9 protein-coding genes and 2 pseudogenes are annotated in these 13,570 nt (G+C 56.3%); 8 read left to right on the top strand and 3 right to left on the bottom strand.

Annotated features, from left to right (window positions below; translation table 11 throughout):
• Nucleotides 1-18: 18 nt before the first annotated feature.
• Both dmeF and ACEN8U_RS27280 read left to right on the top strand, forming a co-directional pair.
• Nucleotides 19-1,314, top strand: a pseudogene (dmeF, locus tag ACEN8U_RS27285) (CDF family Co(II)/Ni(II) efflux transporter DmeF).
• A 200-nt stretch (nucleotides 1,315-1,514) separates the two neighbouring features.
• Nucleotides 1,515-1,716, top strand: a pseudogene (locus tag ACEN8U_RS27280) (MFS transporter); the annotation flags it as partial.
• Between the two features lie 51 nt (nucleotides 1,717-1,767).
• Here the strand turns inward: ACEN8U_RS27280 and ACEN8U_RS27275 are convergent.
• Nucleotides 1,768-2,430 (bottom strand): hypothetical protein, encoded by a 663-nt coding sequence (locus ACEN8U_RS27275; RefSeq protein WP_413658043.1) that lies wholly within the window; start codon nucleotides 2,428-2,430, stop codon nucleotides 1,768-1,770.
• Between the two features lie 420 nt (nucleotides 2,431-2,850).
• On the opposite strand from ACEN8U_RS27275, the gene ACEN8U_RS27270 reads away from it, so the two are divergent.
• From ACEN8U_RS27270 to ACEN8U_RS27250, 5 genes are all read left to right on the top strand, one after another.
• Nucleotides 2,851-3,084 carry a hypothetical protein gene (locus ACEN8U_RS27270; RefSeq protein WP_413658041.1) on the top strand — a complete coding sequence of 78 codons (234 nt, stop codon included), beginning with the start codon at nucleotides 2,851-2,853 and terminating at the stop codon, nucleotides 3,082-3,084.
• Between the two features lie 158 nt (nucleotides 3,085-3,242).
• Nucleotides 3,243-4,172 (top strand): LysR substrate-binding domain-containing protein, encoded by a 930-nt coding sequence (locus tag ACEN8U_RS27265; RefSeq protein ID WP_413658039.1) that lies wholly within the window; start codon nucleotides 3,243-3,245, stop codon nucleotides 4,170-4,172.
• Nucleotides 4,173-4,483: 311 nt separating this feature from the next.
• Nucleotides 4,484-5,989 (top strand): MFS transporter, encoded by a 1,506-nt coding sequence (locus ACEN8U_RS27260; protein ID WP_413658037.1) that lies wholly within the window; start codon nucleotides 4,484-4,486, stop codon nucleotides 5,987-5,989.
• Nucleotides 5,990-6,158: 169 nt separating this feature from the next.
• Complete coding sequence (locus tag ACEN8U_RS27255; RefSeq protein ID WP_413658035.1) at nucleotides 6,159-8,360, top strand: alpha-amylase family protein; 2,202 nt, start codon at nucleotides 6,159-6,161, stop codon at nucleotides 8,358-8,360.
• A gap of 165 nt (nucleotides 8,361-8,525) precedes the next feature.
• A complete protein-coding gene (locus tag ACEN8U_RS27250; protein ID WP_413658033.1) occupies nucleotides 8,526-9,719 on the top strand; it encodes a porin in 1,194 nt (397 codons plus the stop codon).
• Nucleotides 9,720-9,820: 101 nt separating this feature from the next.
• Here the strand turns inward: ACEN8U_RS27250 and ACEN8U_RS27245 are convergent, their stop codons facing one another.
• Together ACEN8U_RS27245 and ACEN8U_RS27240 are read right to left on the bottom strand one after the other, a co-directional pair.
• The gene (locus ACEN8U_RS27245) at nucleotides 9,821-10,864 is read right to left on the bottom strand and encodes an SMP-30/gluconolactonase/LRE family protein (RefSeq protein WP_413658031.1); all 1,044 of its coding nucleotides are present in this window, start codon (nucleotides 10,862-10,864) and stop codon (nucleotides 9,821-9,823) included.
• Nucleotides 10,865-10,927: 63 nt separating this feature from the next.
• Nucleotides 10,928-11,983 carry an alkene reductase gene (locus ACEN8U_RS27240; protein WP_413658629.1) on the bottom strand — a complete coding sequence of 352 codons (1,056 nt, stop codon included), beginning with the start codon at nucleotides 11,981-11,983 and terminating at the stop codon, nucleotides 10,928-10,930.
• A gap of 803 nt (nucleotides 11,984-12,786) precedes the next feature.
• On the opposite strand from ACEN8U_RS27240, the gene ACEN8U_RS27235 reads away from it, so the two are divergent.
• Complete coding sequence (locus tag ACEN8U_RS27235) at nucleotides 12,787-13,491, top strand: FadR/GntR family transcriptional regulator (RefSeq protein ID WP_413658029.1); 705 nt, start codon at nucleotides 12,787-12,789, stop codon at nucleotides 13,489-13,491.
• The last annotated feature ends 79 nt before the right edge of the window (nucleotides 13,492-13,570 follow it).

Genomic DNA, 13,570 nt, shown 5'->3' with positions numbered 1-13,570 from the left:
TTCAAATAGAGTCAAAAAATGAGTGATTTCAAAAGCGCCGCGTTCGGCGCAGGACATGACCACATCTTACTGGGTGCCGGCCATGAAAAGAACGAGCGCAAGACATGGGCTGTGATTGCGCTGTGCAGCGCGATGATGCTGATTGAAATCGTTGGCGGCAGTATGTTCGGCTCGCTCGCGCTTGTCGCCGACGGCTTGCGTATGTCGACGCATGCTGGCGCGATGCTGATTGCAGCGCTGGCATACACCTACGCGCGCAAGCACGCCACCGACTCCCGCTTCGTGTTCGGTACCGGCAAGCTCGGTGACCTTGCAGGGTTCACGAGTGCCATCGTGCTTGCGATGATTGCTTTGCTGATTGGGTACGAGGCGGTGTCGCGTTTTCTGTCGCCGGTACCCATACACTTTAGCGAAGCGATTCTTATCGCTGTGGTCGGCTTGCTGGTCAACCTCACAAGCGTGTGGCTGCTAAGCGGCGGCGACCACGGACCCAGCCACGGTCATAGTCACGGCCATAGTCATGGTCACGACGACCATGCTCACGAAGACGAGGTGCACAAGGTTTTTCGCGCCCTCCGGTGTGTTTGTCGTTTCCATCTTCGAGGATGGAGCGCCGCCCGTTTTCCGGATTGCGCCGGCGACGAGTGGTTCAACCCTGGACGCTTCTGTGACGTCCGTCACCACGGTCCGACCCGACGGGACGCTACAGGTATTCGCGCTGGCTGACCGTGGCGGCTATCTGGAATCGAAGGAATACATTCCTGAGCCGCACGCCTTCAAAGCCATCGTGCGAATGCCGGACGGCGAGCACGAAGTCGAATTTGAACAACATGAGCACCACGACGACGCGCATGAGGCAGCGACCCGAGACCACAACATCCGGTCGGCCTACATTCACGTGATGGCAGATGCGGCGGTCTCCGTGCTGGCTATCATCGGGCTGGTGCTGGTGCTGGTGCTGGTGCTGGTGCTGGCGTTCGGCTGGTTATGGATGGACTCTTGGCGGGCGTCATTGGTGCGCTCGTGATTGCCAACTGGTCCTACGGCTTGATGCGGGACACCGGTGCAATTCTTCTCGACATTAATCCCGACCGGCGCATGGCAGGAAACGTCCGTGCTGCTGTCGAGGACCGCGGCGACAAGGTCGTCGACCTGCATGTATGGCGGGTGGGTCCTGGACACATGAGCGCCGTGGTGTCAGTGGAGACACGGGAACCCCGGCGTAATTCGCGCTTCTATCACGCGGTGCTTGAGCGATTCAAGGGGCTGTCGCATGTCACCGTTGAAGTGCAACCTTCGCAAGCGCCCGGCTGACTATGGCAGTCAAGTCGCCGTGCATTGACGTAATTGCTTTCGATGGCAAGGCCACATCGCGCGTCAGGTGTTTCCGTGCGCTAGATGAAAGTCGCGCGAGGAAGAGATGACCGACCATCGGCGCCATCGAGTGGGTAACGACCTGGCACGGCGACAGGTCAAGACAGAATTGTACTCGCTCATTGAGGGGTATGGATTTGATGCAGTCTGAACAGCGGGGCAGTGTCCTCCGAAAAATTCCTCGCAGTGTGGGTGCTTGGTTGTGTCAGCCTGTTCATGGATATTTCATCCGAAATCATCCATAGCCCGTTGCCCATGTTCCTCGTGGTCGCTCTTGGAGCCAGCGCGACCACGATTGGTGTCATCGAGGGGCCTGCGAGTGCCATTCACGACATGCCCAAACGAGGAGAATGTGTGTCACAGTCGGAAGCGCAAATGATGGCACGCGGGAGGCTAATCCGAGAATTCCTCGCGCATCGTTTTCGTTGAATTGGTGATGATGCCTTCGCGTGCGAGCCGCTCCCAGCGCTTCGTCAGCAGAACATTCCCGAGAGCATGCCGCAGCGGCGTACCAACGATGACTTTGGTTATGTAAGGCAATCGGCGCCACGTGTCGAGCAAAACGGTCATCGCCTCCCATCTGCGCTCGGTCGGTTTATGGCGCGCGTCAGACCAGTGCGCGCCAACCTCCGGGTTGAATGGAGGCATAAGTGCAACGTGATAGAGCTGACGCCGGACTTCACCCTCGCGAACGAAAAATGCGATAGGAACTTTGCCGGCGCGTTTCCACAACTCGATTGCCTCATAAACTTCGGGGTCGCTGATATCAACGACCCAGTACACCCGCGTGTGTCCGAGATGCAGGCAGATATTCAAACTAATAAAGTCGTCAGTCCTGACCCACTCGAAAGTGAAATGTGAATCGGAACGCTCCGTCTCGAGACAGTCGGCCTCCTTGTTCGTCACCGCGCAGGTCAGCACGGGAGTTTCGTCGGGCAAGCCACAGGTTTGTTCTGGCCTTGGCCTGAAAGTCCAAACCGGAAGTAAGGTGCCGAACTGAAAAAGCTCATCACTTCCACCAAAAATTGTCGCGTCGTTCATCAATATCAGCCACATTCGGTTAAATCCAATGGAGCGCACTCAATGTGCACCTTCCGTTCGTCCGCTGCTTCACGCTGCTGTTCTAAAGGACCTCACAGCACTGCGGTCGGCAGTATGTATAACCAGATTTGATGCGCATGACAGACAATAAAAAGCGGCTGCCATCTGGGAAGATTTTTGGACGCTCAAAAAAGTACCGAATGTAAGGGAAGATTTTGCGTTATGTAACTCGCGATGTACGCCTCTTTCTCGGAACGAGACAGATACAGATGCATTGCTCACGTGACAGCGAGGCATGTAGATTGTGCGGCATCCAACGGTCCCTTATGCCCGCAGTTCCGTGCTGCAGTTCCTCTTCGAGCAAGGGCGACAGGCGCGGCGTAGCATTTGCGAGAGGCGTCGCTCGTGCAGCAAGCCAAATTCCAAGCAATACACATGCAACCAATCGAAAAACGGGATGAAGAGGCCGCAGCGGTGGCAGGTATCGCGGAAGCCGCTCGCGAAGCCCAGGTCGGCTCGGCCGGGTTCGCTGAGCACTTCCACGACGCGGGCGGCGCTCCGTCAACCTTGGTGCTGGCAAGACTGGCCGCCGCGATGCCTAAGCTGCAAGCTGCGCGAGACGCGTTCGACGCGCCGCTTGCCGCCAGTCACTCATCAGGTAACTCCTAGCCCGGCGCCTGGGCCGTTGTTGGACGGCTAGCGCTCGACCAAGCTTCGAGATGTGACAACTCGGCCCATCGAACTCACTCTTCCTTTCTGCCTCAATCAAAGGCGTACAGTAACGGCCAGTGCAACGCCAGCGATTAAACCGGTTCAGGAACCTTGTCATGGACGTCAGGCAACTAAAACACTTCGTCGCAATTGTTGACTCCCGCAGCCTCTCAAAGGCGGCGGAGCGCCTCTTCGTGTCGCAGCCTTCTTTAAGCCAGCAGATTCTGAATCTCGAGAAGGACTTGGGCGTACAGTTGCTCATTCGCAGCCCCCAAGGCGTGGTGCCGACCGAGGCTGGCAAAACGCTTTACCGACTCGCGCGAGACGTGTTGCGAAGCATGGAGCTCATCCGAAAGGAAGTTAAGGGCGGCACAGGCGGAGAATCAGGGACAGTTTCGATAGGCTTCCCTGCGACCGTCGGGGCGATTCTTGCGGCTCCGCTATTTCGCCGTGTCAAAAAGACGTACCCGGGAATCCGCTTGCAAATATACGAGAGTATTACCTCTCGTATCAATGAGCTCCTTGTCGAGGGCCGCCTTGACTTGGCCGTCATGTTCAGGGAGTCCGACAGCTTTGGCGTGTCCGGCGAGCCGCTCTTCCACGAGAGCTTCTACGTGGTGGGGCACCAGCTCAGTGAGCTAAAAATCGATGAAACGACTTGCCCCCTTCGAGCACTCGAGATGGTGCCCATCGTCGCGCCTGGGCCAGAGAACGGCTTGCGACTGCTTCTTGAGCGCACGTTCTCAGAGGCCGATGTCGCGCTTAACGTCGTCGCGGACATCGATTCGATAGCGACACTTGTCAACATCGCCGAGGCGGGTGATGCGTGCGCAATGTTCGCCGCATCAGCTCTCGCCAATTGCCGATTCGCCCCGTCCACGCCTATCAGGAAGATTATCGAGCCCGAGATGACTCGCACCGCCAGCCTGTGCTGGAACAATTCCATCCCGACGCTTGCAGCCGCGCACGTAATACGGGAGACGGTGGTGCAACTCATCGAAGACCTCCAAGCGAGCGATGCGCTGGTCGGGGTACGCGCCGCGTGAGACGCTACGTGCACGAACAGCTGCGAGGCGGCCTGGAAGTGCTGGCGAGAGGCATCCACATTTCGGAGGGGCCGTCGTCCGCATTTCACCGAGCCGCGCAGGCTCGAAGGTGCCTGCGCGGCGACGACGATAGCCGCTGAACCGTAGAAGGAGCCGTTGAGGGTGGGGCCGTGCGTCCGTCATGCCAGCACCACGGAAGGCTCTGCGCTTCCGCCCTCAGGTTTTAACCGATATAAAGCCGATTTATACCCGGTAGGTGAAGTTCGTCTTTCCTGCGTGGGATAACGCCGCCATATACTCGGGCATGGTCGATGGCAGGCGAGACTTCCGCGTCAACGGCGTGTTCAAAGGCTGAAAACAAGGTCACGGTCATTATTGGCGGCCGAATTCCTTCAGCGCTAAAGGCGAGTAAGTCTCAGGCAAATCCGCCACTTAGAAACGATGTCCGAAAAGGGCGCAAATCGGAGACACGGCACAACATGGACATAGCACAGCAAAGCCGAGGGAAGGCGACTGCCGACGGGGGCCGACGGGTCAAACGGTTGCAGATAACGTTTGTGGGACTCGCCCTTCTTACAAGCATTCTCAAGAATATGGACCGCGCGACACTCAGTATCGCGGCCATACACATTCGCTCCGACTTAGGCCTGTCAGCGACTCAAATCGGAGCACTATTGTCAATATGGTCCATCGCGTACGCTGTTTGCAATATACCAGCAGGGTACGTTATCGACCGCCATGGCGTGCGGAAAATCGCTAGTTTCGCGATTTTCTTCTGGTCGCTTGCGCAACTAGCCGGAGGCGTCGTTACGGGATTCAGCCAGATGTTCGCATCCAGATTTTTGCTGGGCGTCACCGAGGCCCCGAATGCGCCAGCAAACGCGAAAGCTGTGACGACATGGATTCCACTGCGTAGCCGCGGGCTCGCCTGGGCGATTTACACGTCCGGAGGTTCAGTCGGGCCTTTCATCGCACCTCTTGTTTTGACAGCGCTGATGGTTCACTTCGGCTGGCGCATGATGTTCGTGGGGATGGGCCTCATCGGAATCGTCGTCGCGATTGTCTACTATGCAGTTTATCGCGATGTCGAAAAGGCAAAGTTGAGCGATGAAGAGCGGACTCTCGTCTCTCAAGATGAGCCGGCAGCATCGACTGACCCGATTACATTCAAGCACTGGAGAGCGCTATACCGCTTTCCGACGACATGGGCGCTTATGTTTGGAGCACTTACGCTTGGTTGGGTCAGCTGGCTGTACGTTGGTTGGATGCCGTTGTTTCTTGAAACGGAATTTCACATGACTGTCGCCAAGACAGGACTGTTCGCTTCGATTCCATTTCTCTGCGGCATCTTCGGTTCATTTCTGGGCGGTCTCTGGCTCGACCATCAGAAGCGACGCGGCGCAACCCCTCTCGCCAGCTGCAAATCGCCTATTGCAATTGGAACCCTCGCCTTGTCTCTGTCTACGCTCGGCTTTGCCTTCGCTAAGACTCCTGCAATCGCTATCGTCTTTAGTTCCTGTGCTTTCTGCCTGTGTATGGTAATCACCACAGCACTATGGGCGGCTGGCTCGGTGCTGTACCCCAAGCGTATCGTAGCTTCGGCAATCACATTGATAAACTTCGCGGTGTACATCGGAGCCTCCATCTCGCCGCTCGTCACGGGCTGGTCTGTTGATATGACTGGCTCATTCAAGACGAGCTTCCTTCTAGGCTCAGCGCTAGCGCTACTCGGCGCATTGGTGATGTTCCGCTTCGTGACAAAGGCAATCGACGAGGCTTCAATAGAGCAAGTGGTAAGCGCGTCGAATAAGCACTGACTCGAGGCACGGCGGCGCCACCATCGAAGGTAAAACCTCTGGCCGACTCCACCTCGCAAGGCGTGCAGCGGACGGGCTTTGCACGCTTGTCTACCAGAGGACCACGACCGGACTCGGCGTTCGAACCTGCCTTTGACGTTCATCTCTTCATCAACTATTTGGAACTAAAATGGCTGACCAACCTTGGTATAAAACCACCCGGCGATGGGGGCAAACGAATCTAGTTGAAATTGACCCGACGCGATACGACGCCGAATGGTGGAGACAACATTGGCGCAGAACTGAGATTCAGGGCGTAATCGTTAATGGAGGCGGAATTGTTGCCTATTACCCGTCGGAGTTCCCGTTGCACCGTCGAGCGGAAACGTTGGGTAACCGTGACTTATTCGGGGAAATCGTTTCAGCTGCGAGGGAACAAGGACTCGCAGTTATCGCCCGCATGGATTCGAATCGAGTGGCCGAAGAGTTTTATGGCGAGCATCCGGATTGGATTTGTGTTGACCGTGACGGAAAGCCGTATCGACTATCTGACAAGTACGTGACGTGCATAAATTCACCGTACTACTCAGAGTATCTTCCTCAAATCATCGAAGAGATTATCCAGCGATATAAGCCCGACGGACTTGCTGACAACAGCTGGGCCGGCCTGCCTCGCGAGCATATCTGTTATTGCCGGTACTGCCGGGCGGGATACTCGAAATTTTCCGGCGGCCGCACCCTCCCGCTTGCAGCCAACTGGGACGATGAAGGCTACCGGCTCTGGATTCGCTGGAACTACGAACGTCGAACCGAGCTCTGGCGAGAGAACAATCTGACGACCATTCGTTCGGGGGGAGCTGATTGTCTTTGGAACGGGATGCTTAGCGGCAATCTGCTTGTGAACAGCCAGCGGTTTAACGACCTAAGGTCGATTTTGGCGGAAGCAAAGATTGTGATGCTTGACCATCAGCATCGCACACCGCTTGACAGCTTCGAGCAAAACACGGAGGCCGGCAAGCGTCTTCACGAGCTCGGTGGGTGGGACAAACTGATTCCCGAGAGCATGCCGCAGTACATGGTCGGCGTTCCGACTTTTCGCCTCGCCGCTATGCCAAAGGACGAGACTCGCCTCTGGTCCTTCTCAGCTTTCGCTGGGGGGATTCAACCGTGGTGGCATCACATCGGTGCAGCGCACGATGACCGCCGTCAATACACAACTGCAGAACCGGTTCTCCGCTGGTATGCCGAGAATGAGGACGTGCTGCTTAATCGAGCGCCGCAAGCAGACGTCGGCGTCGTTTGGTCCCATGAGAACCACGACCTATACGGACGCGACAATGCTCAAGACCGCACTATGCAACCGTATCGCGGAGTCATCAAGGCGCTAGAAGCGGCGGCCCTCACATATCTACCTATTCACCTTGACGACATTGCGAACGCATCAGGAAGACTCCGCACACTTGTACTGCCGAATGTGGCAGTGATGTCGCAGGCCCACGTAGATGCTCTGAATTCGTTTGTCCAAAACGGCGGCTCTCTAATTGCAACGGGGGATACAAGCTTGATGGACGAACATGGAGAAGCGCGAGAAGACTTCGGTCTGTCAGGGCTCTTCGGCGTTCATCGAATGGACGGGCACGAAGGAGCGATGGAGAAGGCAGACCCGTTCTATGAAGTGAGCGGCAGGCACACCTATCTACGGTTGTCGCCTGAACTGCGCGCGTTCCACTACGGGCCCGCTGATGCCACTGCGCCCACTGAGCGCAGTGTTCGCCACCCGATTCTAGCCGGACTGGACGAGACAGACATCCTCCCTTTCGGTGGGTACCTACCGCTGACGAGCGTCGAGGATGACGTTACCGTACTTGCTACGTTCATTCCAGCGTTTCCAATTTACCCACCGGAAACCTCGTGGATGCGCACGCCTGTCACGAAAGTGCCGGCCGTCTCGGTTCGTGAGCATCCGTCCGGCGGAAAGCTCATCTGGTTGATGGGAGACCTGGACCGCTGCTTCAGTCGCGATGAACAACCGGACCACGGCGTGCTTCTCGGTAACGCGCTGAAATGGTCGTTGCGAGGCCCATCCACCGTAGAAATCGAGCACGGGCACGGATTTGTCAGTCCCACTCTTTTCGTACAAGGCAACCGACAGATTCTTCACCTTATCAATCGTCTTGAAGTCTCCAAAATTCCAGGGCGACACGGAGGTTCAATCCCAATCGGTCCGCTGTTGATTCGATTGAAGGCTCCATTGGTCAATGACTGCGCGCAATATAAAGTGATGCTCCGAGTGGCCGGCGGCGGTATCGAAGCTCGCCGCGAGTCAGGATATCTCGTTTTCGAGTTGAATCGATTGCTCGAGCATGAAGTTGTTGTCGTCGATTGGGCTTGATGACGTATTGCGAGCAAGTGGGCGTGGCGGCAACGCCGCCCGACCCGACCGAGCTTCACCAGCGAGAGCCGCGACACATTATCCCTCGTTCATCTGCCTTCCATAGGTGACTGATGTTAGCGCTGTACCGATGCGAACAAATAAATTCAGTAGTGTTATAAAAACATGAGACGACATTCTACTTATGCCCTGCTTTTGGTAACCACTCTTCCTCTTTACGCGTACGCGCAAAACAGCGTAACGCTTTACGGAGTTGTTGACCTAGGCATGCTGTACACGAACAACGTGAATGGTAAATCGCAGATTCAGATGAAGAGCGGAGGGCAGAAAGGTGGGCGTTTTGGCCTTATCGGCGAAGAGGGTTTGGGAGCACAAACGAAGGCGGTATTTCGGCTTGAGAATGGGTTTAATGCAGCAACCGGAGCGTTAGGGCAAAACGGAGCGCTATTTGGGCGAGCGGCATACGTTGGACTGGCAAACGACACGTATGGCACGGTGACACTCGGACGACAGAATCAGTCTACCTACACGGTAATCACGGGCCTGCTGCAACTACCCGCCGGTGGCACCTGGGCATCGACAGGAGGAGGCTACGGCACCCACGTTGGCGACATTGACAACCTGGACGGTGCGAATGTTATCAACAACTCCATCAAATACCAGAGTCCAAAGATTGCCGGATTCACCGCAGTCGGTTTATATAGTTTCGGTGGAAAGCCGGGAAGTGTATCGCAGAACGGCATCTACGATATTGCATTGGGATACGAAAACGGACCGATAGCGGCCGGAGTAGGATACGGGTTCGCACAGAACCCGAACTTTTCGTTGTGGGGAAGCAAGCCGAACGACAGTCAGACGGGCAGCAACATTTCCAACGTCATCTTCTCCGGTTACGCATCAGCATCATCGAATCAGATATTTGTTGCTGGCGCCGGTTATACGTTCGGACCCGCGAGGTTGTCATTGGTCTACAGCAACGTGCAGTTCAGCGGACTCGGGTCCGTAGGCGGTGTTACGACAGGTACGGCTGCGACGTATCGAGGGGAGGCCGTCTTCAACACCGGTGAAGTGAACGTAACCTATCAAATCACCCCTGCGCTCTTTTGGGGTAACGCTTACAGCTATACTAAGGACAGCGGGGCAAATGATAGCGGAGGCGCCCACTATCAATTGTTCGTTAGCTCCATGATTTACTCGCTTTCGAAACGGACGGCGGTGTACGGGTTGGTCGCATACCAAAGGGCGAATGGCACCAACTCCCTCGGAAAGCCTGCGGTAGCGCAGATTGGTGGAATCACTTCACCGTCATCGAACAATCACCAGGACCTTGCGGTCGCGGGCCTGATACACCGATTCTGAACGGATTGCACGTCCGTGGTGGGCGGCAGACCCCGCCGTGAACGCGTGACTGCCGCCTTCGAAGTGTCTTCGGCTACGACAACGGGTTTGTTCATTTGCCATCAGTGGCTTCCCGCCGGAATATTGGTTCGAAGGCGCCAAACGGTGTGCTGGTCCATTTCAGTGATGTAAAGAAAGCCTTCGTGGATAGCGACATTTGACGGGACCATGCCGGCGCCGGGCGGGAGTCGAATCGCCCCGTAATAGAATCCATGCGGGTCCATAACAATGACTTCCCCGGCCCCATAGTGAGCGATATAGAGGTTGCCCTGGGCATCGACTATGAGGCTGTCAGGGCCACGTCCGCCATTCAGATACGCGAAGACCCACGCGGCGTCGACATCAAGTTCGCCTGGGGCCTTTACTGGCACCGCTATCACGCGGTTTGATGACCAGTCATCGATATAAAGGGTGCGCTCATCGGGCGACAGGGCGACCCCGTTCGGAAACGCCAGGCCACCCGAAATGAGCTTTCGCACGGTGCCGTCGGCCGTCAAATAGAACAATTGACCTTGCGGGTGCAAGATACTGGAGCCGTAAGCGTCCGAGAGGTAAAGTCCGCCCGCCTTGTCGAAGCAGAGGTCATCAAGCCCATGGAAATTCTCGTAGCCAAAGCGATTGGTGACGTAGGTAACTTTCAGGGATTTCGTGTCCAGCCAGAAGACTCCCATCTTGCTGTCAACTCCGAACAGTCGTCCGTCGCTAGAAAAGCGAGTCCCATTCGGCGCCGGCGTCTGGGCAACAACCTCGCAATGTCCGTCGGGTGTTACGCGAAAAATGCTACTTGTGGCAGGACTGACCATCCAGAGGTTGCCGTCTCTGTCAAAAGAGGGACCTTCGAGTCGGCCGACACATTCATCAGTGAATTTCTCCAACTGGCAGTCGTTACATATCGGCTCAAGTCCTAAAGTGCGCCCTGGAGTGCCGGTCTGGCTGTCCACTCCACGCTGCGACTGAGGAGTGGTGTACTTGTAGTCCAAATTCGGCATCGGGTACAAGGGAGGGGCAGCACGTGACGCGATTGGTACCAGGATGATGATTGCGAACACACTCATCCAATTCAAGAAGTTCGTCATGTTCAGGTGAAGGAAAATGGTGCGGTTCAACGCCTTTTTAAGAACGCAACGCTACGGCGCCCGCCGACGGCGCTTGGAAGATTGTTCGACGTTTTATCGCGCGGCGGCAGAGAGGGCGTCGTGCCGCGGATAGTCGGTGTAGCCGTTGGATGCGCCACGATAGAACGTCGCTCGGTCGAACGGAGCCAGCGGGTATCCGTTCTTAAGGCGCTCAACCAAGTCGGGATTGGAGATGAAATCGCGACCAAAGGCAACGAGGTCCAACAACCCAGAGTCAATCGCGTTCTGCGCGTCGACCTTGCTGAAACCTCCGGCGAGCATCAGAGTACCTGAGTAGCTATCGCGAAACTTGCGCAGAAAACCCCTGTCAATCGCCGTTCGCCCGAGGGTCTGCTGGTCGCTCAAATGGACGTAGGCGAGCTTCCTATGCGCGAGTTCTTGCGCGACGGTCAGCCACGTTAGCTCTTCGTCGTCGAAGGCCACCATGTCCCCGAGACGACCGAACGGGGAAATGCGCAAGGCCGTACGCGCGCTCCCAATCGCCGCTGACACGGCGTCGACCGTCTCGAGAAGGAAGCGCATACGATTATCTATCGATGGTCCGCCATAGATGTCACTGCGCGTGTTCGTAGCACCGTTGAGGAACTGTTCAAATAGGTAGCCATTCGCTCCATGGAGTTCGACTCCGTCGAAGCCCGCGTCCATCGCGTTCTTGGACGCGAGGACAAAATCGCCGGTAACGCTTGCAATCTCGGGGATTGTCAAGGCTCGAGGTGTGCTAACCGGGACTGCGTTGGGCAAGCCGTGAGCGTCGTAGCCATAGGCCGTACAACCTCTGGCGGCTCGGCTTACAGACGATACGGGACTTTGCCCATCCATTTGGAGAGTAGTGTGTGAAATTCGCCCTACATGCCATAGCTGTATGAATATCCGACCTCCCACCGAATGAACTGCGTTCGTCACCTTCCTCCAACCCTCGACCTGTCGGGCAGTGTGAATTCCCGGCGTGAATAGATATCCGCGCCCCTGCACCGAAATCTGTGAGCCTTCCGTAATTATGAGGCCTGCGCTTGCGCGCTGTTTGTAATAGAGGGCAGTCTGTTCGTCGGCCACGGTGTTGAGTGCTCGCGAGCGCGTCATTGGTGCCATGACAATTCGATTCGGAATCGTCAGACCGGCAAGGGTGTAGCTCTCAAAAAGTTTGCTCATGCGTGCGTCCCCACTCAGTTTCGTTGTTTCAATTGCTCCTCGTCTCTCCGCGAGCACCTCGTAGCGCTGTGTGGCTTGGCGCTTATGTCTCGGGAAAGGTGCACGGCCCGACTCATGGCCGAGAAGAAGTATTTCGGAGGAGCTTAGTTCCGCCGCTAATTTCGTCATATGACCCGACGGGAGGCGACGGCGGCAATGTATGTATTTGCAGATAAAGCGGAGTGTACGTCTGGCCTAGAGGGACAAATAGCCGTTAGAAATTCCATTGAGTTCATCCGCTGATTCCAGAATCGTTGGTGCACGGTGTCTGAACCGAGCCGTCATTGCTTCGCTGGGTGCTCGCCAATGTCTGCCAGGACGGCGCTTATAGAATCAAATAAGAAACAGATATCCACGCCTACGGGGCAAAAAATGTAAGGCAACGCGAGGATGACTTATGCTGCTGAGTCGTCCGCCGAGACTGCGTCCGGGGCAAATTGCACATTCATTGACCTAGGCACAAAGCTTTCATTGGAACCGGTATCACCGGACTTACCTCACGGGCGAAGGACGACGGCTTTCCGGTCACAAAATCGTGTACAGCCCTCAACCTTTCGGTTGTACAACATATAGGAATACGAAGATAAATAGCGCGAGGATGTCGATATCAACCCGACGGCCGAGGGTTAGCACGTATGGATGATGGTGACTAGAGTTATATGATGACAACACAAATTGCGATAAACAAATTAAGCGGAGAGGCGATGTTCGACAAGATTCCAAGTCGGGCGCTCAGTGAGACTGTAGCGCAGCGGTTGCTGGCTCAGATTGACAGCGGTGCTTTCCAACGTGGCGGAAAGCTCCCGACCGAGTCGGCGCTCGCGCAGGAGTTCGGTGTTAGTCGAACGGTCATTCGGGAAGCGGTTTCGAGGCTTAGAAACGAGGGTGTGGTCGAGCCGCGTCAAGGGAGCGGAGTCTACGTGTCCAACCACGGGTCCGTGCGCCCGCTAAGAATTGATTATGCCGAGGCGATTGAGGGCGGGTCGGTCCTTCAGATTCTCGCACTACGTCGAGCGATTGAAGCGGAAGCTGCGTCCGAAGCCGCAATGCGCCGGACAGACTCAGACGTACTGGCCATCGATTCGGCATTGCAACGGATTGATGCTGCCGTGGCGGCGGGACATGATGGAGTTGACGAGGATGTCGCCTTTCACCGCTCGGTCGCCGCCGTAGCGGGAAATCCGTACTTTTTGAAGACTCTCACTTTCCTGAACCAATATTTGCACGACGGCGTTGCGGTGACCCGCCGAAACGAGGCATTGAGCGAGGAGTTCTCCCGTCAGGTTCGCGATGAGCACGCTGCGATTGCCGCCTCTGTTAGGGCCGGCAATCCGATGGCCGCTCGGAGCGCGGTCGAAACACATATGTACAACGCGGCGCGACGGCTCGCGCAAGCGGGAATTTGCTAACCGGAGTTCTAGCATCGAGTTGGCACGGTGGGTGTGAAGACCCGTCATTTGAATTAGCAACGCATTCAATGGGCTTAAT

The sequence above is a fragment of the Paraburkholderia phenoliruptrix genome (assembly GCF_047325075.1).
Classification (GTDB): domain Bacteria; phylum Pseudomonadota; class Gammaproteobacteria; order Burkholderiales; family Burkholderiaceae; genus Paraburkholderia; species Paraburkholderia phenoliruptrix.
The sequence above is the reverse complement of the archived record's forward strand: the minus strand, read 5'-3'. Positions and strand labels throughout refer to the sequence as shown.

Coding starts and splice junctions, on each gene's coding strand:
- ACEN8U_RS27260 (WP_413658037.1), top strand. CDS start 4,484: ATGGCAGGCGAGACTTCCGCGTCAACGGCGTGTTCAAAGGCTGAAAAC.
- ACEN8U_RS27250 (WP_413658033.1), top strand. CDS start 8,526: ATGAGACGACATTCTACTTATGCCCTGCTTTTGGTAACCACTCTTCCT.
- ACEN8U_RS27235 (WP_413658029.1), top strand. CDS start 12,787: ATGTTCGACAAGATTCCAAGTCGGGCGCTCAGTGAGACTGTAGCGCAG.
- ACEN8U_RS27265 (WP_413658039.1), top strand. CDS start 3,243: ATGGACGTCAGGCAACTAAAACACTTCGTCGCAATTGTTGACTCCCGC.
- ACEN8U_RS27270 (WP_413658041.1), top strand. CDS start 2,851: ATGCAACCAATCGAAAAACGGGATGAAGAGGCCGCAGCGGTGGCAGGT.
- ACEN8U_RS27275 (WP_413658043.1), bottom strand. CDS start 2,430: ATGTGGCTGATATTGATGAACGACGCGACAATTTTTGGTGGAAGTGAT.
- ACEN8U_RS27240 (WP_413658629.1), bottom strand. CDS start 11,983: ATGGCACCAATGACGCGCTCGCGAGCACTCAACACCGTGGCCGACGAA.
- ACEN8U_RS27255 (WP_413658035.1), top strand. CDS start 6,159: ATGGCTGACCAACCTTGGTATAAAACCACCCGGCGATGGGGGCAAACG.